Below are 22,231 nucleotides of genomic sequence, written 5' to 3'. Positions count from 1 at the left end.
CATGGCTAACTACTTATTAGAAATTGGGTTAGAAGAAGTGCCCGCACATTTGGTCACACCAGCGATGAATCAACTCGTTGAGCGTATGGAGAATTTCTTAAATGAAGAACGTCTTCAACATGGTGCGATTAAGCCATTTTCAACACCACGTCGCTTGGCAGTGTTGGTTGAAGATGTAGCGCAAAAGGCTGATGATTTCCAAGAAGAAGTCAAGGGACCTGCCAAAAAGGCAGCCTTAGATGCTGACGGTAACTACACTAAGGCTGCTCAAGGCTTTGTTCGTGGACAAGGTTTGACGACTGATGATATTACCTTTAAAGAATTCAAGGGTAACGAATATATCTATGTGACAAAGTTTGATGCGGGTAAGCCAGCCGCCGAAGTTTTGACGGGTGTTAAGGACGTTGTTGAAGCGATGACTTTCCCAACGACAATGCGTTGGGGTCGTCACAGCTTTGAATATGTTCGTCCAATTCGTTGGGTTGTGTCATTACTAGATGATACGATTGTGCCATTCAATATCTTGGATGTTGCGGCTGGACGTTCAACGCGTGGACACCGTTTCTTAGGGCATGATGCTGATATTGCGACTGCGACCGATTACGTTGATACCTTGGCCAGTGTTTATGTCCAAGCAGATGCACAAGCACGTAAGGATGCCATTCAAGACCAAATCGCCCAAATCGGCGCAAAAAATGGTTGGCAAATTGTTGCCGATGCTGATTTGCTCGAAGAAGTGAATAACTTGGTTGAATATCCAACTGCTTTCTCAGGTGATTTTGATGAAAAGTATTTGTCATTGCCTGATGAAGTATTGATTACGTCAATGAAGGAACACCAACGTTTCTTCCACGTAACGGATGCAAACGGGGACTTGTTGCCACACTTCATTTCTGTACGAAACGGAAATGCCGAGCACATGGATAATGTGATTGCGGGAAATGAAAAGGTGTTGGTCGCACGTCTTGAGGATGCCTTATTCTTCTACCAAGAAGATCAAAAGCACGATATCGACTACTACAACGAGAAGTTGACTCATGTCTCATTCCACGCTAAGTTGGGATCAGTTTATGATCACACTCGTCGTGCCACGGTCATTGCACGTTTGATTGCTAACGACTTAAACTTTGATGATGGACAACAAGCTTTGCTTGAACGCGCCGGAGCAATCTACAAGTTTGATTTGATGACGGGTATGGTTGGTGAATTCGATGAGTTGCAAGGGATTATGGGTGAGAAGTACGCCTTAATCTTTGGGGAAACACCCGAAGTTGCACAAGCAATTCGTGAACATTACATGCCAATTAATGCGGGTGGCGCTTTGCCAGAAAGTGACTTAGGTAAGGTTTTGGCCTTAGCTGATAAGCTGGATACGATCTTGTCATTCTTTGCTGGTGAAATGATTCCATCAGGTTCAAATGACCCTTATGCCTTGCGACGTGCAGCATCAGGAATTGTGGCAATTTTGGCTGACAATGAGTGGAATTTGGACATTGATGCGATTTTGAACGAATTCGTTGCGCAAATTGTTGAGCGTCATGATACCTTAGGCTTGCCTGAAGCCGTGGCTTCTAACTTAACTGCCAGCGTCAGCTCAGTTATCGACTTTTTGACTGATCGTGTAGTCAAGGAACTCCAAGATCGCGGTGTCCGTCGTGATGTCATCAATGCAGTTACTAAGAATGACTTTACAAGCACAACGCAAATGTTTGATTCAGCAGATGCCTTGTTGGCACACACTGATGATGCTAACTTCCGTGATGGGGTTGAAGGTTTGACGCGAATTATGCGTCTGACGACCAAGAACCCAACAGATGCAACTGTTGATGCAGCTTTGTTTGAAAACGAAGCTGAGGCCAATCTATACAATGCTGTGCAACCGGTCGCAACAACGACTGGAACAGATGCTGTATTGGGAGACCTTTTGGCCTTGGCACCTCAAATCGATGCTTACTTTGATCAAACAATGGTTATGGTTGATGATGATGCCGTTAAGCAAAATCGTCTGGCAACGCTACAAGTTGTTTCACAACAAGCAAAACGTGTTGCAAACTTCATGGAATTAGACGTTAAAAGCAAGTAAAACTTTCAATTTAAAAGTAGTATGCCATTAGGGTGATACTACTTTTTTTGTTACCTAAATGTAATCTCTTGACAAGTAAGTTTAACTTAATCACATTAAAATCTATGTATAATGAAATTTGTTAGGAATAATTGTGGAGATTCCTTGTGTCCTTTAAAGAAAGATGAGTTTTAAATTGGAAGTAAGTATTGGTTATTGGATTGGATTTTTTGTTTTTGTCATGGTGATGTTGGCACTTGATTTGGGTGTCTTTCATAAGTCAGACGAAGAACCATCAGTTAAGTCTTCACTACTATGGAGTGCCTTTTGGATTGGATTAGCCTTTGTCTTTGCGGGGGGTGTCTGGTATTTTGGCGGAAAAGCTCCGGCTGTTGACTTTATTACCGCCTACCTCTTGGAAAAATCATTGAGTATTGATAATTTATTTATCTTTATCTTGGTCTTTAGTTATTTCAAGATTGCACCAAAGTATCAACACAGGATTTTGTTCTGGGGAGTCTTTGGCGCATTGGTGATGCGTGTGATCTTCATTTTCGGTGGAGCAGCTTTGTTACATCGCTTTGAATGGTTGATGTACATTTTCGGAGCCTTCTTGGTCTATACAGGGGTCAAAATGTTCTTCGAAAAAGAAGGTGAACAGGACTTGAACGATAGCGGTATGATTAAGCTATTCCGCAAGTTCTTGCCGATTAAAGAAGATGTCACCGTGCCACACTTCTTAGTCAAAGAAAATGGTAAAGTATACGCGACACAGTTCCTATTGGCTTTGTTGTTTATTGAAGCTTCTGATTTGTTATTTGCGGTTGATTCGATTCCGGCTGTTTTGGCGGTTACGCAAGATACCTTTATCGTTGTAACATCAAATATCTTTGCTATCATGGGTTTGCGTTCATTGTACTTTGCGCTCGCAAGTATTCTCCCAATGTTCCGCTATATCAAGTACGCCTTAGCTGGCATCCTAGCGTTTATTGGGGTAAAAATGATTGTCAATGAAGTTAGCAAGATGATGGGATCATCATTCCAAATTTCAAATATCCTGTCGTTGGCAGTGATTGTAGGTTCATTAGCGATTGCGATTGTGGCATCAATTATTGTGTCACGGCGTGAAGAAAAACAAGCTTAAAATAGAAGCACTCAGTGATGAGTGCTTTTTTTATGCAATCGCTTTCTGCAATGACGTGTAAATGTCGAAAATATGCTATAATATCTGCTGTAGGAAAAAGAGTTTAATATAATACGTTAAAAGAGCGAGGACAGAGCAATGGCAGAAAAAATGTTGTTTGGAACTTATACGAAGCGCATTTCAAAGGGGATTTATCAGGCTGATTTTGACGAACAAACTGGTAAGATGTCAAACGTTGAAGCAATCGCTGAAATTGGTTCACCAACTTACTTGGCAGTCAGTGACGCGAATGTGCTCTATGCCGTTGATAAACAAGATGGACAAGGTGGCGTTGCCGTTTATGATTATGATGCAGCTGGTGCAACAGCAAAGTTGAAGCAAGAAGTGTTAGCAGATGGGGCATCACCAGCTTATGTTGCCGTTGATGAAGCACGTCAATTGCTTTACACAGCCAACTACCACAAGGGAACAGTTGAAGTGTATAGGATTGCGACTGACGGGACATTGACACAAACTGACGCCTTCCAAGCTGTTGGTTCAGGACCTCGTCCAGAGCAAGATGGTCCGCACATGCATTTTGCTAACCTAACGCCAGATAATCGTCTTGTCGCGGTTGACTTGGGATCAGATAAGGTTTACACGTTTGACGTTTCTGAAGCTGGAAAGTTATCACAAGTTGCAGTATTTGAAACTGAAGCTGGTTTTGGACCTCGTCATATTCGCTTTAGTCAAGATGGCAAGAAAGCATACCTCTTGGGTGAGTTGTCATCACAACTTTCTGAATTGAACTATGATGCTGCAACTGGGACATTTGACTTAGTACAAACCTTGTCAACTAAGCCAGCTGACTGGACGGAACATAATGGTGCAGCCGCAATTTATGTCTCTGCAGATAATCGCTTCATTTACACAAGCAATCGTGGAAACAACTCAATTGCTGTCTTCCAAGTTAAGGCCGATGGATCAATTGATAGCCGCATTCAATTGATCTCAACAGAAGGGGACTTCCCACGTGACTTTGCCTTGTCACCAAACGAACGCTATGTGATTGCAACAAATCAAAATACTGACAATGCGACCGTTTACCAACGTGATACGGAAACAGGTCGATTGACACTACAAGAAAAAGATATTCAAGTACCCGAACCCGTACGTGTTGTCTTTGTGAAATAACATGTTGAGGAGCAAGATTTAATGGACGCAAACCCAAATCAAAAAAATTCATGGTTTTATCGCTGGTTTTTAAATAATAAAACAGTGACCACTTTATTGGTGGTATTACTTTTGTTAATTATTATTTTTATGGTTTCAAAAGTAAGTTTTATTTTTGAACCCCTTAAAGTAATTTTTGCAGCAGTGGGAACGCCCATTATTATTGCTGGTGTTTTTTATTACTTCTTAAATCCATTAGTGGATATGCTAGATGATAAAACGAAATTGAAACGGACTTGGATTATTGCAATGATTTTTATTGCGTTAATCGGCTTATTAATCTGGGGATTAGCAGTATTTATTCCATGGCTAGGTGGTCAAGTCCGAAGTTTCGTTGAAAACGTGCCTAACTATTGGCATAGTTTCACCAAGGTTTCGGATGAAATCTTAAAGGGGAATAAGTATCCACAATTGAATTCAATTGTGAATGAGTTGAACGATGATTTAACGCATTGGTTTAAAAGTTCATCTAGTGACTATGCCAAAAAGGGCTTTAGTAGCGTTTCAAGCTTAGTCGGGTCAATTACGAAAATTGGGGTTAGTCTGGTGACTTTCCCTGTGATCTTGTTCTATATGCTTAAAGATGGACACCGTTTGCCAAAATATCTAACCCATTTTTTCCCAAAGCGGGCCCAAAGTTCATTCCAACAAACGCTAAAGGATATTAACAGTCAAATTTCAAATTATATCCGTGGACAACTATCAGTTGCCTTTGCAGTTATGATTATGTTTGGAATTGGATTTACCATTATTGGCTTGCCATATGGTTTGTTCTTGGCTTTGTTAGCTGGTCTATTCAATTTAATTCCATATATTGGATCGTTCTTGGCGATGTTACCAGCATTGGGGGTTGCCTTGTCGGTTTCACCAATGATGTTTGCACAAGCCGTATTGGTTTTCGCAGTTGAACAAATTTTGGAAGGACACGTAATTTCACCAAAGTTATTAGGTGATTCTTTAGAAATTTATCCGGTCACGGTCTTAGTGGTTTTGCTATCAGCCGGGAACTTGTTTGGCTTACCAGGTGTGATTCTTGGAATTCCGGGTTATGCGGTTTTGAAAGTCCTTGTAACAAAACTATATAGTTGGTGGCGTCAAGTTTCGGGACTATTTGACGATGATGACGATGCGCAAACCGATCAGCCAACAGAGGCTAGTCCAGGTAAGCACAGTAACTAGAGTAAAGTCTTTAATAAGATTTAGGATTATAGCACGAACTTTAATTAGTTCGTGCTATAATTTTTGTTTAAAGTAGAAATAAAAAGCCATTAAAAAAGGCAAGCAGGGGAGTTTTATGAGTACGAATCATATTGTTTTATTTGAACCATTAATGCCAGCAAATACTGGTAACATTGCCCGCACAGCGACGGGAACAAATACAAAATTACATTTAATCGAACCACTTGGCTTTGATTTAGATGATAAACATGTTAAGCGAGCAGGGTTAGACTACTGGGATACAGTTGATTTGGAGATTCATCCAAATTTACCTGCATTTATGGAAAGTCTAAAGGACTCAGATGAACTCTTTTTAATTTCAAAGTTTGCCCCTCGCGCCTATCATCAGGCTGATTATACGGACCCAGACCATGATTACTACTTCATGTTTGGGAAGGAGACAACCGGTTTACCGGAACCTTTTATGCGTAAGCATGCTGATCAAGCCTTACGTATCCCGCAAAATGATGACCATATTCGTTCATTGAATCTTGCTAATACTGCTGCGATTGTGATTTATGAAGCACTACGCCAACAACAGTTTAACGGTCTTGATTTAACGTTCGATTATGATTATGACAAATTAAAATAACCGAAGGGAGGCATTATGGCTGAAACAAAACAAAGTCGGCCAAAGCAAGCATCCAAGTCAAAAACACCGCGTAAGCCAGCTACTAAGTCGGGGCAAAAAAAGCGACCAACTAAGAAAAAGCAAACTAGTTGGCTGGCCGTACATTGGCCACAGCTGACGGCGCTCGTCTTTAGCTTATTGTCAGTGTTGGCGATTTTTAAAGTTGGATTACTGGGAAAGTTTTTTGCTAACGTTATCCGCTGGTTTGTCGGCGGAAGTTACCAACTTTTCCTAGTGATTTTACTTGTGCCACTTTTGGTGGTGATTGCTTACAATCAATGGCCAAAGAAAATTAAAAAAAATCAATATATCGGTTTCGCCATGTTTTATTTAGGCTTATGTTTATCAGGATCGATTCTATTGTTTTCAAAAATGAATATTCATACTGATTTTATTACACATGTCAGCGACTATATCAATCAGGATATGGCAAATGCAGCAGTCTCAACACCAGTGGGTGGTGGGGTGCTGGGAGCGGCACTGTATCAAGTCAGTCATCTTTTATTGGGGAATTTCGGGGCATGGCTCGTGGCGATCTTACTGATTGTGATCGGTGTGATTGTTACATTCAATGTGCCGGTCCGTGAAGTTTTTGATAATTTCTTCAATTTAGCTGAAGGAACGGGCGATTATGTCCAGGTAAAGGCCAACAATGTCCATGAGACGGTTACTGAAAAGGTGACTGATTTCAAGGAACGCCAAAAGCACGCAATGACGGACGTTTTCAATGACGATCCATTTGGTGCGGGCAGCCAAAGCCAACCACCCGAATTACCGGATGCCTCGGTTGGTCAGTTAGATGACCATCAAGTTGATGATGGAGATGGTGTTGAAGCAACAAGTGCAGAATTTAAGATGCCTGAAATTGTTGCTCCGGAAGCGAAACCACAAGAAACCGCAACTACGGCGACAGTGGATGATGACTTTACGATGCCAACGCCATTTGCTGATGGTTTACCAGATGAGGTACCACCACTGCCACAAGAGCGTGATGCGCCACAAGATGCATATGATTCGGTGAGCGATTTTGATGCCAATCAGGTCATTCAAAGCCCTGATGCTGCAGTTGAACCAGTCACCTATGGTGAAGATGTAAGTGATGCTGATTTAGATATGCCACTGACCCATGCCGATGTGGTTGGTCACAATGACAGTCAAACGAATCCGAAAACGCAAGCCCATCAAAGTGATGTTGGACACGTTGAACCATCGACGAAATCAGTTCCAACTGAAGATGTTGATGCTAGTGGGTTGGGAACCGTTATTGATGATGCGCATTATCAATTGCCTTCACCAGATCTTTTGACGGAAATTGGATCAACTGATCAATCCGCAGAACGCGATGCGCTAAATGAAAAGGCGCGCATTTTACATGAAACGCTGAAGAGTTTTCATATCAATGCAACGGTTGAAAAAGTGGTCTTAGGACCGACTGTTACCCAATATGAAATTAAACCAGCCGTTGGTGTGAAAGTCTCAAAAATTCAGAATTTGGCAGATGATTTGGCCCTTTCACTATCGGCTAAATCACTGCGAATTGAAGCACCAATTCCTGGTAAGAATGTCGTGGGAATTGAAGTGGCCAATGATCAACAAGCAACGGTTGGTTTCAAGGATATGGTTGAGGAAGCTGGGATTGATACCAAGCATCCTTTGACTGTCCCAATTGGACGGGGTGTAACGAGTGGCGTTGTTAAAATGGATTTGACAAAGATGCCGCATTTATTGATTGCCGGATCAACTGGTTCTGGTAAGTCAGTTGCAATTAATGGTATTTTGGCGTCAATCTTATTGCAAGCAAAGCCGAGCCAAGTGCGTTTGATGTTAGTCGATCCAAAGAAGGTTGAATTATCAGTTTATAATGATATTCCACATTTGATTACACCAGTAGTTTCAGATCCCAAAAAGGCGTCACTTGGTTTGAAGAAAGTGGTGGCAGAAATGGACCGTCGCTTTAAGCTCTTAGCTGATGCTGGTGTCCGGAACATGGATGGCTACAATCGATATGTTGAAAAACAAAACGCTAAAGATCCTTCAACTGTTTTGCAGTCAATGCCATACCTCGTTGTCGTGATTGATGAATTGGCCGATTTGATGATGACCTCTTCAGTGTCAGGCGACGTTGAAAATGCAATTGTGCGTATTGCACAATTGGGACGTGCTGCAGGAATCCACATGATTGTGGCCACGCAACGACCATCGGTTGATATCATTACTGGATTGATTAAAGCTAATGTGCCTTCACGGATGGCGTTTGCAGTTTCTTCAGGAGTCGACTCAAGAACGATTTTGGACCAAAATGGAGCTGAAAAGTTACTTGGACGTGGTGATATGTTATTTGCGCCAATTGGGGCAAGTGGTCCACAACGTGTACAGGGAGCCTTTATTTCAGATGAAGATGTTGAAAATCTGACTGATTTCATTAAGGACCAAGGTGAAGCTCAGTATGATGAAAATATGACCGTGTCTGATGCTGAAGTGCAATCACTGGAGTCAGGTCAAAACGGTGGTGCCGATGAACTTGATGAACTGTGGGATGAAGTCTTAGAATTCGTACTCCGCGCTGGTGGAGCTTCTACTTCTTCAATTCAACGTCATTTCAAAATTGGTTATAATCGTGCTGGTCGGATTATTGATGACATGTCTGACCGTGGTCTCATTGGTCCGCAAAATGGATCAAAGCCACGTGAGATTAATTTCACGGCAGAGATGTTACCTAACCTCAAGCGACAAAGTCAAAATTAAAAAAACGGGCGTTGATGATTTATTCATCACGTCCGTTTTGCTATAATTTGGTTAATATAAATGAATCGAGACAGGGACATTGATAGAAATAAATGATCTAACAAAACAATTTGGTGACAAGACGGCAGTCAGTCATTTAAGTATGCAAATTGAACCGGGTGAAGTGATGGGGTTGATTGGGCAAAATGGTGCCGGTAAAACAACAACCTTTCGCATGATTCTGGATTTTATTGATCCAACAAGTGGTTCGGTAACCTGGGATGGGGGGCCAATAACGGCCGAAAAGCGTCAAAAACTCGGTTTTCTCCCAGAAGAACGTGGCTTGTATCAAAAGATGAGTATTGAAGATCAAGTCCTTTATTTTGCAGAATTACATGGTATGAAACGCGCAGATGCGCGCATCGCTTTACGTGATTGGATGAAACGCCTCAACGTAGTGGGAAAACCTGAAGATAAAGTTCAAAGTCTATCAAAGGGAAATGCACAAAAAATCCAGTTAATTGCGACGGTGATTTTTAATCCAACATTTTTGATTTTGGATGAACCATTTTCTGGTTTAGATCCCGTGAATACGGAATTGATGATGCAAGAGATTTTGAACCTTAAGCAACAAGGGGCGATGATTATCTTTAGTTCACATGATATGGCAGGTGTTGAGAAACTTTCTGACCAATTGACGATGTTACGACATGGCGAAACAGTTCTTCAAGGCGCTCCTACAGAAATTCGGGAGAGCTTTGGTCGGACAGAATTATATTTGGAGGCACCTACACCAACAGATATTTTAGCCTCGATTGATGGTGTGGCCTCAATTGAAACGCAAGGCGATGGACGCTTGTTACATTTGTCTAATCCAGAAGCTGGTAAAACTGTCTTTGAGATTGCAACACAAGCTGGTTATATTCCTGCCTTTGCGCAAGAACCGCCTACATTAGATGCCATCTTTAGGCGTGAAGTCGCAGCAGGTGAGGTGAAATAATGCAAAAAAAACAACTTGGAATTGTTATTCGACAAACCTTTGTGAATCGTTTAAAAACTGTAGGCTACTGGTTACTTGTTTTAACGCCAATCTTAATTTTAGCTGCAATTGCTGGTATTAGTTTTATTGTGCAAGCGACCCAGAATAATGCAGCGCCAAAAATTGGTGTCGTACAAAATCAGGCATTGGTACACTACTTAGATGATCAACATCAGTTGGATGCTGATATCAAAGGGTATACCAAATCCAGCACTGCTAACAAAGCTTTGGCTGATGAAAAAATAGATGCAGTGCTTGTAGAACATGAACAACAATTTACCTTAACAAAACGAGCAAATGCACAATCCATTGATGAAAAGACACTGCAAAGTGCCTTAACGCAATATAACACGGTCAAACAGGCTCAGGCCCTACACGTTAGTGACAAGACTTTGCAGCAGTTGATGACGCCGCCAAAAATCAATACGCATGTGCAGAGCCAAAAAGGGGTAAATAAAGACGGAGCAAATAGTAGCAGAGCAAATTATGCTGTTGCTGTTGCTCTAGGAATTTTGATTTTTATGTTTCTAACCTCGTATGTGGGGATGATCGCCCAAGAAATTGCGAATGAAAAATCATCGCGGATTATGGAAATTTTGTTGGCAGCAACATCTCCAGGCGTTCAGTTCTTTGGAAAAATTGGTGGAATTGGGCTATTAGCTTTGTTGCATGGCGCAATCTACATTGTACTTGGCGTCATCGCTAGCGTATGGTTACCTAAAATTCGTCAACTTAAAAATGCCTTGGATATGCTTCAGGGAATTGATTGGTCGTTTGCCTTGATGACCATGTTAATCGTCATTGTGTCAATCTTCTTGTACATGGTTTTGACCGCAATCATTGCCGCTATGGTGAATGACTTGAGTCAGGTGCAACAGGCTGTTGCACCGGTGACATACCTTTCATTAATTGGATATATTCTAACCTTTGTCTTAAATGGACAACCGCATAATGTCTTTTTGAATGTTTTGTCTTATGTACCATTTGTGTCTCAAACACTGATGCCCGCTCGTTTAGGGTTACAGTATGCAACCATAACCCAAGCAGCAATTGCGTTAGTGTTGGAGGTTGTTGCCCTTTACTTCTTGTCAAAGTATGGGTTACGCGTCTATAAGCGTAATGTCCTAACTTATCGTGAAGGCAATATAACCAAAGCTGCCTTGCTTAGTTTGAAAGGGTTGTTCAAGTCCCACTAATTGCAATCAATAAAAAACGCCCGAACTGCTCAATAGCAGTTCGGGCGTTTTTTGATGAGACCTTATTTCTTGTCGGTCTTGTTTTTCTTGTTCAAGAAATCCTTGGCGTTATTATCATCATCCAAATCTGGAATTTGGAAAGTGGCATCCATTTTTTTACCAAGTTCATCCTTACGGCGTGTGAGTAGTCCCATAAATAGTACGCTCCCTTCTGACAAATCGTGTTGAGACAAGTGTAGCACTTTTAGCCTTAAAAATGAATGAACAAAAAGTTTAGTTAAACCGAATGTTTAACCGATAAACCCCGTGAAAAGGTGTATAATAGATATAATCATTTTGAGCGGAAGGAGGTCGTTATGGCTTCTGAACATATTGAACAAAAACTAGCGCTTTTGCCAGACTTACCAGGTTCTTACCAAATGAAAGATATTAACGGTAAGATTATCTACGTCGGGAAAGCTAAAAATTTAAAAAACCGAGTACGATCATATTTTAAAAGTGAGCATACGGGTAAAACAGCTGAATTGGTTCGGAATATCGCCGATTTTGACTACATTGTCACCAGTTCTGAAAAAGAATCATTGTTACTCGAAGTGACTTTGATTCAAAAATATCAGCCATATTATAACATTCGATTAAAGCGGGGGACCGGCTACCCCTATATTAAGATTACGAATGAACGTGACCCACAAATTATGTTGGTGAGTGAAGTTAAAAAAGATGGTGCCCATTACTTTGGGCCTTATCCAAATGTCTATGCTGCGGAAGAGACGGTGCATTTCTTGCAAAAAGTCTATCCGCTTCGTCGCTGTAATGGCTACCAAGGGCGGCCGTGCTTGTACGCGAACATGGGGCAATGTTTGGGGGCCTGTTTTAGAGAAGTACCTGAATCAGAATATGCGGAACAGATTAAGCACATTCAATCATTTTTGAATGGTGACACCAAAAATGTGACCAAACAACTTGAAGCACGGATGAACGATGCTTCTGAACAATTGGAATTTGAACGCGCAGCCGATCTTCGCGATCAACTAAAGTTTATTAACACCACAGTTGAAAAACAAAAAATTATCTCCAATGATGGGACACCGCGTGACTTAATCAACTTTTACATGGATAAGGGTTGGTTATCAGTTCAAGTCTTCTTTATTCGCCAATCGAGATTGATGAAACGCGAGAAGCGCTTGTTCGCCGTGGTTGATGATGCGGGTGAAGAGTTAACCAGTTTTATCCTGCAATTCTACAATCGAAAAAATGCTATTTTGCCAAAAGAAATTCTTGTGCCCAAAGTAGTGGACCGAAAAGCGATTGCTGACGTACTGGGTGTTTCAGTTAAAACACCGCAACGTGGCGAGAAAAAGGCCTTAATGGATTTGGCGGAGAAAAATGCCAAAATTGAGCTGGAAGAAAAATTTCGTTTGATGGAAATGAACGAGCAGAAGACCAATGGAGCCATGCAAGAGATTGCTGATGCACTTAACATTCCTGAAATTCATCGTATTGAAGCGTTTGACCATTCACATTTGAGTGGTGAAGAAATGGTGTCAGCCATGGTTGTGTTTGAGGATGGGGTCCCCAATAAGAAACTCTATCGCAAGTATAAAACCAAGACTGTCGCCCACGCTGATGAACGTGCCGAAACGATGGAGGTGATTCGTCGCCGCTATTCACGTCTTTTGAAAGAACATGATACTTTGCCTGATCTGATTTTAATGGATGGGGGTGAGATTCAATTGAATGCTGCTAAAGAAGTGATTGAAGATGAGTTGGGTCTGGAAATTCCAGTCGCCGCCATGGTGAAGAATAACCAACACAGGACTGCTGATCTCTTGAAAGAAGATGGGGCACCCCATGTCCATCTAGATCCTAAATCACAAGGCTTCTTCTTACTTCAACGAATCCAGGATGAGGTCCATCGGTTTGCGATTACGTTCCATCGACAATTACGGTCAAAGAACTCGTTAGCGTCGAAGTTAGACGAAATAAATGGTGTTGGGCCGAAAACGCGACAAAAGCTACTATCCCATTTTGGGTCCCTTAAAAAAATTGCGAATGCCCCGGATGAAGAGTTAAAAGAACTCGGGCTATCCGATAAGGTCATTCAAAATATCAAAATTTCCTTGCAAGCCCGACAAGATTAAAGGGGAAGTGACTAGCAATCGTGAACATTTTAATTTATACTGAAGATTACGGTTTATTGCAGTTTGTAAAATAAGAAAGTGAGGTCATGAACGATGGCGTTTGTCGACCAAGTAAAAATTAATGTAAAAGCCGGAAAGGGTGGCGACGGAGTCGTCTCTTTCCGACACGAAAAGTATGTGGATATGGGTGGTCCTTTTGGTGGTGACGGTGGTCACGGGGGTTCAGTCATTTTGAAAGTTGACTCAGGATTGCGAACATTGATGGATTTTCGTTATAAGACTCATTTCAAGGCGACGCCTGGCCAAAACGGTGCCACAAAGGGGATGACTGGGCGCTCAGCTGAGGATTTGGTTATTAAAGTTCCTGAAGGAACAACCGTTACCAACACGGAAACTGGACAGATTGTGGCTGATTTAACTGAACCAGGTCAAGAATTAGTCGTCGCCGAAGGTGGTCGTGGTGGTCGTGGAAATATTCATTTCGCAACATCAAAGAATCCTGCTCCAGAAATTGCTGAAAACGGTGAACCAGGTCAAGAATTCTCACTTCAATTAGAATTACGCGTCTTGGCAGATGTTGGATTAGTTGGATTTCCCTCAGTGGGGAAGTCAACGCTTCTTTCAGTTGTGACAGCAGCGAAGCCAAAAGTTGCCGCCTACCATTTCACAACCCTTGTTCCAAACTTAGGTATGGTGCAATTAGACGATGGTCGTGATTTTGTCATGGCGGACTTACCTGGTTTGATTGAAGGTGCATCTGATGGTGTGGGACTCGGAATTCAATTCTTACGGCACGTTGAACGTACGCGTGTTATCTTGCATATGATTGACATGTCAGGGGTTGATCCTGATAACGATCCATATGAGGCTTACAAGGCAATCAACAGTGAACTTGAAACTTATGACCCTGCCTTGTTGGAACGTCCACAAATTATTGTGCCAACAAAGATGGATATGCCTGATGCAGAGGAAACTTTGGCTGAGTTCAAGCAAAAGCTTGCTGCTGATCCAACAGTCGCTGATGATATTGAAATCATGCCAATCTCAGCGTTGAATCGTGAAGGTGTCCAACCTTTGATGCGTCGTACGGCGGATCTATTGGATGTGACCCCACAATTCATTGCGAAGGGGATGGAACCAGAATCAGAAACAACCATGTATGAATTTAAGGATGATCAACCTGCATTCCAAATTGACCATGCCGAAGATGACTTGTGGATTGTTTATGGTGATGAAATTGAAGATATTATGCGTCGAACAAACACGGCCTTTACGGAATCATTAATGCGTTTTGCACGTGTGATGCGTAAGATGGGTGTCGATGCGGCCTTGCATGATGCGGGTGCTAAGAATGGGGACACAGTTCAAATCTTAGACTTCCAGTTCGAGTACGAAGAATAAATCAACAAACCGTTGGTATAAGCGAGCAACCGCTTTATATCAGCGGTTTTATTGTGTACAATGGGGTTTAACAAATGCGATTGAAATTGGTGATATTTAATTTTAAGGCGTTTTAAGGGAGGAAGCGTATGGTTGAACTTGACTTAACGATTGCACAGCAATCAGCAATGTTTGAACAAGATATCAAAAAATCACGTTTCATTTTACATATTGCGCGAGTCGCAGATGAGGATGAGGCACAAACATTTATTACTGAAATTAAAAAGCAAGAGCGTAAAGCGAACCACAATGTATGGGCGTATGTGCTTGGAAAACATGATGAAATCCAACGTTATTCGGACGATGGCGAACCGGCCGGTACGGCGGGGGTCCCAATGCTTGAAGTTCTAAAAAACAATCAGTTACATAATGTTGTCGCCGTTGTGACCCGTTATTTTGGTGGTATTAAATTAGGTGCGGGTGGGTTAATTCGTGCCTATGCCGGGACAGTTGCAGAAGGCATTGCTGATGTTGGATTGGTTGAACTTGTCCAACAACAAGAAGTCATGGTCACGGTGGCTTACAGTCAATTTGAAACAATTAAGTATTGGCTTGAACAACAGGGTTATCAAATTCTCGCAACAGACTATCAAACGGATGTTGTTTTAACAGTTGGGGTACCAACTGAATCGATTGACGACTTTACACAGGCAGTTGAAGATCAGCTAGCTGGAAAGGTTAACATCACGGTTGGCGCAGAGCGAGTGGTGGAACGACCATATTCCCGAGATATCTCCGCCAAAACGGCATCCCTAAAATAAGAAAGAGGTTTAACTCATGCAAGTGGATATAAAAAATCAAAAAATGTGGCGAATCATCGTCATTCATCTTATTTTGATTGCTTTAATGTTGGTCATTACGCAATTGCCAACGCCTAGTCGTTTTTTGATTTGGAACCTGTTTCTTGCGGTTATTCCATTTGATTTAGCCTGGTTATATATTTACTTAAAGCAAGACCATGTTTCAAAATGGCTTTTACTTGGAGTTGCCCTAGTTTGGCTACTCTTCTACCCAAACACACTCTATATGCTGACTGATTATATTCATTTACAGGCAGTTGGTGTTGATTTAACGGGAATTTATCAGGTACTTAATTATGTCATTTTAACAGCTGGTATTTTCTTGGGGGCTTTCTTTGGTCTCGAAAGTGCCTACCAAATGCGGTATGCCTTGATTAAGAATTCGGCTTGGTGGCTATCAGTGCTTTATTATGGCGGACTTTCCGTGATAAGTGCTTTCGGCATTTATCTCGGTCGGTACTTACGTTTGAATTCATGGCACGTATTAACAGAACCGATTCGCGTGCTCAAGTCCTTAAATTATGCGTTGGTCACAGACCACGGATTTACACTGCATTTTTTGATTTTGTTCACGTGTTTGGAAATGATGCTATTTGGGATTTATACGATGTTGAAGAAACTATAAAAAAGGCTGGTCATTAATGACCAGCCTTTTTTTGTACATGTAAACTTTTTGAAATTTGTGAGAACCAACCGGCGTTCATTGCGACCAAGATTGCACTGGCAATGAAGACACCGCGATAGCCAAAATGGGTTGCTACTAAAGATCCAAGCAGGGGCCCGCAAACAGACCCCATTGATTGAAATGATTGATTATATGAAAAAACGCGACTGGTAATTGCACTTGGCGTGGTTTTAGTTAAGAGGGTTTGCACAGCTGGCATCATCGTAGAATTGGAAATCCCCATTAAGAAGCGGAGGAAGATGAGTTGCCAAATCGTTGTGACAAAAGCTGTTGGGACCAGAGACAAGAAGGCAATTAAAAAGCCAATCATAATCATTTTAGCAGTACCAATGCGATCACCCAGCACACCAAAGCGTTTTGCCACAAATAGTGTTGCGATACCTGGCATTGCAGTGACCAGCCCAGCCAAAAATGTGGTTGGTAAACCGGTTGTATTAATTTGGCGCACGAATAACGCAATGAAGGGACTAATTGAGAAGTTAGCCATTTGAATAATCATCGTCGTGGTGAAGAGCCCAAAAGTTAGTTTTGCGTTTGGTAAAAGATGTAACACTTGTTTAAATGAAAGTGTATCAGCTTTTGCAACCGGCGTGAAAGATTCTTTAACTAAGGTCAAAACAAGCACGAAGACAATTGTGAAGATGATAGCAGTGATGAAGAATGCGACGCGATAACTCACAAAACTAGCTAATGTACCACCAATGAAGGGACCTAGCAGTTGTCCGGAAGTCATTCCTGTTACGAGGACCCCCATTGCATAGCCTGAGCGCTCCTTAGGGGTTTGCGTTGCAACCATGGCGTTGGCATTTGAAACAAAGCCACCCAACAAGCCCTGAATACCGCGCAAGACGATTAAGACCCATACGTTCGTTGCCAAACCCATCAAAGCATAGACAATCGCCATACCAAGTGAGGCTCGCAATAACATTAGCTTACGTCCTTTAGTATCAGCTAATTTCCCCCAAAAAGGAGAGGATAAGGCCGTTGTTAGATATGAAATAGAAAAAGTGAGGGAACTATAAAAAGAGAGTTGTTTGGCGGTGAAATGGCCGAGCGTGTCAACATAAAGTGACATAAATGGTAAGACCTCGCTAAAACCAATCCCCATCATAAAAACGCCAAACCATAGTACATAAAGATTTCTTTGCCAGGTTGGAAATTGCGCCAACTTGGTCTTAATGATTTGCATGATGTCTACTTCCTTTCACAAGCGTGTTCAGAAAATATCTTCAGTATATGCCGATTTATTTTAGATTGCGAATTTTTTAACAGCAAATCCGCTTAAAGTTCTTGAAAAAAATTTAAGACCGTGTATCATATTCAAAAAGACATATTGTTAACAGATATAGAAAAAGTTTTTTGTTTGCAGATTTAATTGTTAGAAAATGGCTAACAAGTTTCTACCGCCTTCCAAAAATGGCGACAATCCGCAAATGCAATTTCCTTGCATTTGTGGATACTTGTATCCAGAAATGCTTTTTTTATAGTTTCAATCACATGGAGGAAATTATGACGTTTTCAAGTACAGATAAGGTAACTAAGTTGGGCTTAACTTTTGATGATGTATTGTTGGTACCTGCTGAATCACACGTTTTGCCAAACGATGTGGATCTTTCAGTTGAACTAACCCCATCATTAAAGTTGAACATTCCAGTGCTTTCTGCAGCGATGGATACAGTGACTGAGTCACGTTTGGCTATTCGCATGGCTCAACTTGGTGGTTTGGGTGTCGTACATAAGAATATGTTAATCGAACAACAAGCCGCTGAAGTTGCTAAGGTTAAGAAAGCCGATGTTGATTACGGTAATTTCCCACAAGCTGCTACTGATATTGAAGGCCATCTACTTGTTGCTGGAGCTGTTGGTGTGACTTCAGATTCAATCAAGCGTGTTGAAGCCCTTGTTGAAGCTGGTGTTGATGCCATTGTGTTGGATTCAGCGCATGGTCACTCTGATGGTATCTTACGCAAAGTTGAAGAGATTCGTTCAGCCTTCCCAGCCCTAAATATTATTGCTGGAAATATTGCAACTGGTGAGGGAGCCCAAGCCCTTTATGATGCTGGGGTTGACGTCGTTAAGGTTGGAATCGGTCCCGGTTCAATTTGTACAACACGTGTTGTCGCAGGTGTGGGTGTCCCACAACTAACTGCCGTTCTTGATGCAGCGGAAGTTGCTGTTAAGGAAGGAAAGACGATTATCGCTGATGGTGGTTTGAAGTTCTCAGGAGATGTCGTGAAGGCCCTTGCTGCCGGTGGGAATGCTGTGATGCTTGGGTCAATGCTTGCAGGAACTGAAGAAGCACCTGGTGAAGTAATTACCGATGAAGCAACAGGGCACCAATTTAAGTCATATCGTGGTATGGGATCAATCGCTGCAATGGAGAACGGGTCAAAGGATCGTTATTTCCAAGGTGAAGTGAATGAAGCCAACAAGATGGTTCCTGAAGGAATTGAAGGTCGTACTGCCTACAAGGGTTCACTTGATGGCGTTATTTTCCAAATCATTGGTGGGTTGCGTTCTGGTATGGGTTATACTGGTGCCGCAGATATCAATGAACTAATTGATAAGAGTCGCTTTGTCCAAATTACAAATGCTGGCTTGATTGAAAGTCATCCACATGACGTTCAAATTTCAAAAGCTGCTCCAAATTATAGTCGTGATTAATGATAAAGTCCTGGTCAATTGACCGGGACTTTTTTAATGCCAACATGAAATGTATCTTCGTTTTAACTTAATTTCTGCTATAATAGTACAGACACAAATCAAATAAACGAGGTACAGGGGACATGTTTGAATATCTTAAAGGCATGATTACTGCCATTATGCCTGGTTACATCGTCGTCGATGTTGCTGGAGTCGGTTATCGGATTGTAACTGCTAATCCGTTTGCATTCACTGAACAACAAGTGGCCACTGTATACGTTGAACAAATTGTACGCGACAACGAACAGACCCTTTATGGTTTCCAAACACTTGATGAGAAGACACTCTTTCAAAAACTTTTAGCAGTTTCAGGAATTGGTCCAAAATCAGCGCTAGCCATTTTAGCAAGCAGTGATCATACAGGGTTGGTACAGGCCATTGTCAATGACGACGTCACATTTTTGACAAAGTTTCCAGGTATTGGGAAGAAAACAGCGCAACAAATTATTTTAGACTTGCAAAATAAAGTCGATGAATTACCTTTCCAAACGCAAATGGATCAATTTGAATTAGATGTCCCAAAGCCCAAATCAGGATCTGACTTGGATGAGGCTTTACAGGCACTTGAAGCGCTTGGCTATGCAAAAAAGGACTTGAAGCGCATTGAAAAACAACTGCAAAATGAGTCTTTGGCTGATACCGCAGCGTATGTGAGTGCAGGACTTAAATTATTACAATAAGAAAGAAGTAACACATGACTGAAGATATCATGCATGATGCCTCAGCCGAAGACGCTGAGCAATCATTTGAGCAGTCACTTAGACCGGTAACGCTAAACCAGTATATCGGTCAAGCACCGCTCAAAGAACGTTTAAATGTTTATATTCAAGCGGCCAAAACACGTGAGGAAGCCTTGGACCATGTGTTGCTTTATGGACCACCAGGACTTGGGAAAACCACTTTAGCCATGGTGATTGCCAATGAAATGGGCGTGGGGATTCGTACGACCAGCGGACCAGCTATTGAAAAATCAGGTGATTTACTGGCCTTATTGAATGAGCTAAATGCAGGGGATGTGCTCTTCATCGATGAAATCCATCGTTTACCAAAACCGGTTGAGGAAATGCTCTATTCGGCGATGGAAGATTTTTATGTGGATATTATCGTAGGTGAAGGTCCAACGGCCCATCCTGTTCATTTTCCATTGCCGCCCTTCACATTAATCGGGGCAACAACGCGAGCAGGGATGCTTTCGCAACCATTACGCGATCGTTTTGGCATTGTTGAGCATATGGCGTATTATAATACTGATGAACTTGCAACCATTATTTTACGTTCAGCGGATGTATTTGGTACAAGCATTTCTGAGCAAGGTGCGTACGAGTTGGCGCGTCGTTCACGGGGAACACCGCGAATTGCGAACCGATTATTGAAGCGTGTACGTGACTTTGCGATTGTTGATGGTGCTGGTGAAATTAACGATGAAACCGTTGATTATGCTTTGAAATTGCTAAAGGTTGATAAGATGGGATTAGATCAAATTGATCATAAAATCCTCCATACCATGATTGATTTTTATAATGGTGGACCAGTTGGTGTTAATACGATTGCAGCTAACATTGGTGAAGAAGTCGAAACCATTGAGTCAATGTATGAACCGTATCTTTTGCAAATTGGGTTTATTCAACGAACACCACGTGGACGTCAAGTTGCCCCACTTGCCTATGAACATTTGCATATTCCATACCCAAACAAGGAGTAGTATAGTATGACTGAAGAAATTCCAAATTACACATTAGATGATTTTGATTATGATTTACCCGAAGAGCTTATTGCCCAAACCCCGCTAAAGGATCGTGATACATCACGCTTACTTGTCATGAACGCGGAAACAGGTGATATGCAAGACAAGCATTTCTACGATATTATTGATTATCTTAATCCTGGGGATGCACTTGTGATGAACAATTCACGTGTATTGCCAGCGCGTTTATATGGCATTCGACCAGATACAGGGGGGCACGTTGAAGTTTTACTTTTGCGTCAAGATCATGGTGATGTCTGGGAAACGTTGATTAAGCCCGCAAAAAAGTATCGAGTTGGTCAAAAGATTGATTTTGGTGATGGTAAGCTTGAGGGGGTCGTGACGGAAGAGCTTGAGCATGGTGGTCGTATGGTTGAATTCCATTATGATGGTATCTTCTTAGAGATTCTTGAGGAACTCGGTGAAATGCCATTGCCACCATACATTAAAGAAAAGCTTGATGATCAAGAGCGTTACCAAACAGTTTATTCAAAAGTGAACGGCTCGGCAGCAGCTCCAACGGCTGGATTACACTGGACACCTGAACTACTACAAAAGGTAGAAGAGAAGGGGGTCAAAATTGTTGAATTGACTTTGCACGTTGGTCTGGGGACATTCCGTCCTGTTGAAGAAGAGAACCTGGACGATCACAAAATGCACTCTGAATTCTACCAATTGTCTCAAGATGCAGCTGATACATTGAACGAAGTCCATGCTAATGGTGGTCGTATTGTTGCCACAGGAACGACTTCAATTCGAACGCTAGAAACGATTGGGTCAAAATTTGACGGTAAGCTCGAAGCGGATTCTGGCTGGACTGACATCTTTATTCGTCCCGGATACAAGTGGACAGTGGTAGATGCYTTTATTACTAATTTCCATCTACCTAAATCAACCTTAGTGATGTTAGTTGCATCCTTCACAGGACGTGAACACATCTTGAATGCTTATCAACATGCGATTGATGAACGTTACCGTTTCTTCTCATTTGGAGATGCGATGTACATTTATAAATAAAATTCAAAAATAGTGTTGACACTTTTTTGAAAACGAGGTATATTATTATTTGTTGTTCGGCAACAGATAATAGTTTTGCGGATGTAGTACAATGGCTAGTGCTCCAGCCTTCCAAGCTGGGAATGCGGGTTCGATTCCCGTCGTCCGCTTTTAATTTTGCTTTCAATATCAAAATTAATAAGTAGATCATTGAAAACTGAATATCGTTTCGATATAAACAAATGTGTAGGGTCACCAAATTTATTTGGTGCAAACATTTGCGAAGTCAATTCGCTAGTAAATTCGTTTAACAATCTGTTAAACAACAAAAAGAAAAATTGAGTAATATCAAGCTTTTGAAACCTTTCTTCATTTATGGAGTAAGTACAAAATGAGAGTTTGATCCTGGCTCAGGATGAACGCTGGCGGCGTGCCTAATACATGCAAGTCGAACGCTTTGTGGTCCAACTGATTTGAAGAGCTTGCTCAGATATGA

Annotated in this window: 18 protein-coding genes, 1 tRNA gene and 1 riboswitch; of the genes, 17 read left to right on the top strand and 2 right to left on the bottom strand. The window is 41.7% G+C overall.

Translation table 11 applies throughout. The features are described 5' to 3' along the window. The first annotated feature begins 1 nt into the window (after nucleotide 1). The 8 genes from glyS to D3P96_RS04465 all read left to right on the top strand — a co-directional run bounded on the left by glyS (nucleotide 2) and on the right by D3P96_RS04465 (nucleotide 11,226). Complete coding sequence (glyS, locus tag D3P96_RS04500; RefSeq protein WP_124943196.1) at nucleotides 2–2,083, top strand: glycine--tRNA ligase subunit beta; 2,082 nt, start codon at nucleotides 2–4, stop codon at nucleotides 2,081–2,083. A 175-nt stretch (nucleotides 2,084–2,258) separates the two neighbouring features. Continuing rightward, complete coding sequence (locus D3P96_RS04495) at nucleotides 2,259–3,206, top strand: TerC family protein (RefSeq protein WP_124943195.1); 948 nt, start codon at nucleotides 2,259–2,261, stop codon at nucleotides 3,204–3,206. Between the two features lie 138 nt (nucleotides 3,207–3,344). Then, nucleotides 3,345–4,379, top strand: coding sequence for a lactonase family protein (locus D3P96_RS04490; RefSeq protein WP_124943194.1), 1,035 nt, complete (start codon nucleotides 3,345–3,347; stop codon nucleotides 4,377–4,379). Between the two features lie 21 nt (nucleotides 4,380–4,400). Then, on the top strand, nucleotides 4,401–5,597 hold the full coding sequence (locus tag D3P96_RS04485) for an AI-2E family transporter (protein WP_124943193.1): 1,197 nt from the start codon (nucleotides 4,401–4,403) through the stop codon (nucleotides 5,595–5,597). A gap of 115 nt (nucleotides 5,598–5,712) precedes the next feature. Beyond that, nucleotides 5,713–6,228 (top strand): tRNA (cytidine(34)-2'-O)-methyltransferase, encoded by a 516-nt coding sequence (locus D3P96_RS04480; protein ID WP_124943192.1) that lies wholly within the window; start codon nucleotides 5,713–5,715, stop codon nucleotides 6,226–6,228. Between the two features lie 15 nt (nucleotides 6,229–6,243). Beyond that, nucleotides 6,244–9,012: an FtsK/SpoIIIE family DNA translocase gene (locus tag D3P96_RS04475; RefSeq protein WP_124943191.1), complete on the top strand. Its 2,769-nt coding sequence runs from the start codon at nucleotides 6,244–6,246 to the stop codon at nucleotides 9,010–9,012. A gap of 79 nt (nucleotides 9,013–9,091) precedes the next feature. Then, nucleotides 9,092–9,991 (top strand): ABC transporter ATP-binding protein, encoded by a 900-nt coding sequence (locus tag D3P96_RS04470; protein WP_124943190.1) that lies wholly within the window; start codon nucleotides 9,092–9,094, stop codon nucleotides 9,989–9,991. Then, nucleotides 9,991–11,226: an ABC transporter permease gene (locus D3P96_RS04465; protein ID WP_124943189.1), complete on the top strand. Its 1,236-nt coding sequence runs from the start codon at nucleotides 9,991–9,993 to the stop codon at nucleotides 11,224–11,226. The genes D3P96_RS04470 and D3P96_RS04465 overlap by 1 nt, the downstream gene beginning before the upstream one ends. 62 nt (nucleotides 11,227–11,288) lie before the next feature. On the opposite strand, the gene D3P96_RS08470 is transcribed toward D3P96_RS04465, so the two are convergent. Then, complete coding sequence (locus D3P96_RS08470; RefSeq protein ID WP_280524490.1) at nucleotides 11,289–11,420, bottom strand: hypothetical protein; 132 nt, start codon at nucleotides 11,418–11,420, stop codon at nucleotides 11,289–11,291. Between the two features lie 162 nt (nucleotides 11,421–11,582). Here D3P96_RS08470 and uvrC point away from each other — a divergent pair, with 162 nt between their 5' ends. From uvrC to D3P96_RS04445, 4 genes are all read left to right on the top strand, one after another. Beyond that, entirely contained in the window at nucleotides 11,583–13,367 is a 1,785-nt protein-coding gene (gene uvrC, locus D3P96_RS04460; RefSeq protein ID WP_124943188.1) for an excinuclease ABC subunit UvrC, read from the top strand. A gap of 93 nt (nucleotides 13,368–13,460) precedes the next feature. Continuing rightward, nucleotides 13,461–14,768, top strand: a complete 1,308-nt coding sequence (obgE, locus tag D3P96_RS04455) for a GTPase ObgE (RefSeq protein WP_124943187.1) — start codon at nucleotides 13,461–13,463, stop codon at nucleotides 14,766–14,768. A 128-nt stretch (nucleotides 14,769–14,896) separates the two neighbouring features. Next, entirely contained in the window at nucleotides 14,897–15,568 is a 672-nt protein-coding gene (locus D3P96_RS04450; protein ID WP_124943186.1) for a YigZ family protein, read from the top strand. Nucleotides 15,569–15,584: 16 nt separating this feature from the next. Then, nucleotides 15,585–16,232 (top strand): DUF1361 domain-containing protein, encoded by a 648-nt coding sequence (locus tag D3P96_RS04445; RefSeq protein ID WP_124943185.1) that lies wholly within the window; start codon nucleotides 15,585–15,587, stop codon nucleotides 16,230–16,232. A 13-nt stretch (nucleotides 16,233–16,245) separates the two neighbouring features. Here the strand turns inward: D3P96_RS04445 and D3P96_RS04440 are convergent, their stop codons facing one another. Then, a complete protein-coding gene (locus D3P96_RS04440) occupies nucleotides 16,246–17,481 on the bottom strand; it encodes an MFS transporter (RefSeq protein ID WP_124943184.1) in 1,236 nt (411 codons plus the stop codon). A gap of 158 nt (nucleotides 17,482–17,639) precedes the next feature. Further along, nucleotides 17,640–17,738: riboswitch (purine riboswitch) on the top strand. Nucleotides 17,739–17,801: 63 nt separating this feature from the next. On the opposite strand from D3P96_RS04440, the gene guaB reads away from it, so the two are divergent. The 5 genes from guaB to D3P96_RS04415 all read left to right on the top strand — a co-directional run bounded on the left by guaB (nucleotide 17,802) and on the right by D3P96_RS04415 (nucleotide 21,905). Further along, complete coding sequence (gene guaB / locus D3P96_RS04435; protein WP_124943183.1) at nucleotides 17,802–18,956, top strand: IMP dehydrogenase; 1,155 nt, start codon at nucleotides 17,802–17,804, stop codon at nucleotides 18,954–18,956. Nucleotides 18,957–19,078: 122 nt separating this feature from the next. Then, the gene (gene ruvA / locus D3P96_RS04430) at nucleotides 19,079–19,675 is read left to right on the top strand and encodes a Holliday junction branch migration protein RuvA (protein WP_124943182.1); all 597 of its coding nucleotides are present in this window, start codon (nucleotides 19,079–19,081) and stop codon (nucleotides 19,673–19,675) included. Between the two features lie 14 nt (nucleotides 19,676–19,689). After that, nucleotides 19,690–20,697, top strand: a complete 1,008-nt coding sequence (gene ruvB, locus D3P96_RS04425; protein WP_124943181.1) for a Holliday junction branch migration DNA helicase RuvB — start codon at nucleotides 19,690–19,692, stop codon at nucleotides 20,695–20,697. Between the two features lie 6 nt (nucleotides 20,698–20,703). Continuing rightward, entirely contained in the window at nucleotides 20,704–21,756 is a 1,053-nt protein-coding gene (gene queA, locus D3P96_RS04420; RefSeq protein WP_124943180.1) for a tRNA preQ1(34) S-adenosylmethionine ribosyltransferase-isomerase QueA, read from the top strand. Nucleotides 21,757–21,833: 77 nt separating this feature from the next. Continuing rightward, nucleotides 21,834–21,905: transfer RNA gene (locus tag D3P96_RS04415), tRNA-Gly, on the top strand. The last annotated feature ends 326 nt before the right edge of the window (nucleotides 21,906–22,231 follow it).

Source organism: Weissella viridescens (genome assembly GCF_003862435.1).
GTDB classification, from domain to species: domain Bacteria; phylum Bacillota; class Bacilli; order Lactobacillales; family Lactobacillaceae; genus Weissella; species Weissella viridescens_A.
This window is presented reverse-complemented; position numbering and strand designations above follow the sequence as displayed.

What these genes read in the sequence shown, in the direction of transcription:
- glyS (WP_124943196.1), top strand. Translation starts at nt 2, where the DNA reads ATGGCTAACTACTTATTAGAAATTGGGTTAGAAGAAGTGCCCGCACAT.
- D3P96_RS04490 (WP_124943194.1), top strand. Translation starts at nt 3,345, where the DNA reads ATGGCAGAAAAAATGTTGTTTGGAACTTATACGAAGCGCATTTCAAAG.
- D3P96_RS04485 (WP_124943193.1), top strand. Translation starts at nt 4,401, where the DNA reads ATGGACGCAAACCCAAATCAAAAAAATTCATGGTTTTATCGCTGGTTT.
- D3P96_RS04480 (WP_124943192.1), top strand. Translation starts at nt 5,713, where the DNA reads ATGAGTACGAATCATATTGTTTTATTTGAACCATTAATGCCAGCAAAT.
- D3P96_RS04475 (WP_124943191.1), top strand. Translation starts at nt 6,244, where the DNA reads ATGGCTGAAACAAAACAAAGTCGGCCAAAGCAAGCATCCAAGTCAAAA.
- D3P96_RS04465 (WP_124943189.1), top strand. Translation starts at nt 9,991, where the DNA reads ATGCAAAAAAAACAACTTGGAATTGTTATTCGACAAACCTTTGTGAAT.
- D3P96_RS08470 (WP_280524490.1), bottom strand. Translation starts at nt 11,420, where the DNA reads ATGGGACTACTCACACGCCGTAAGGATGAACTTGGTAAAAAAATGGAT.
- uvrC (WP_124943188.1), top strand. Translation starts at nt 11,583, where the DNA reads ATGGCTTCTGAACATATTGAACAAAAACTAGCGCTTTTGCCAGACTTA.
- obgE (WP_124943187.1), top strand. Translation starts at nt 13,461, where the DNA reads ATGGCGTTTGTCGACCAAGTAAAAATTAATGTAAAAGCCGGAAAGGGT.
- D3P96_RS04450 (WP_124943186.1), top strand. Translation starts at nt 14,897, where the DNA reads ATGGTTGAACTTGACTTAACGATTGCACAGCAATCAGCAATGTTTGAA.
- D3P96_RS04445 (WP_124943185.1), top strand. Translation starts at nt 15,585, where the DNA reads ATGCAAGTGGATATAAAAAATCAAAAAATGTGGCGAATCATCGTCATT.
- D3P96_RS04440 (WP_124943184.1), bottom strand. Translation starts at nt 17,481, where the DNA reads ATGCAAATCATTAAGACCAAGTTGGCGCAATTTCCAACCTGGCAAAGA.
- guaB (WP_124943183.1), top strand. Translation starts at nt 17,802, where the DNA reads ATGACGTTTTCAAGTACAGATAAGGTAACTAAGTTGGGCTTAACTTTT.
- ruvA (WP_124943182.1), top strand. Translation starts at nt 19,079, where the DNA reads ATGTTTGAATATCTTAAAGGCATGATTACTGCCATTATGCCTGGTTAC.
- ruvB (WP_124943181.1), top strand. Translation starts at nt 19,690, where the DNA reads ATGACTGAAGATATCATGCATGATGCCTCAGCCGAAGACGCTGAGCAA.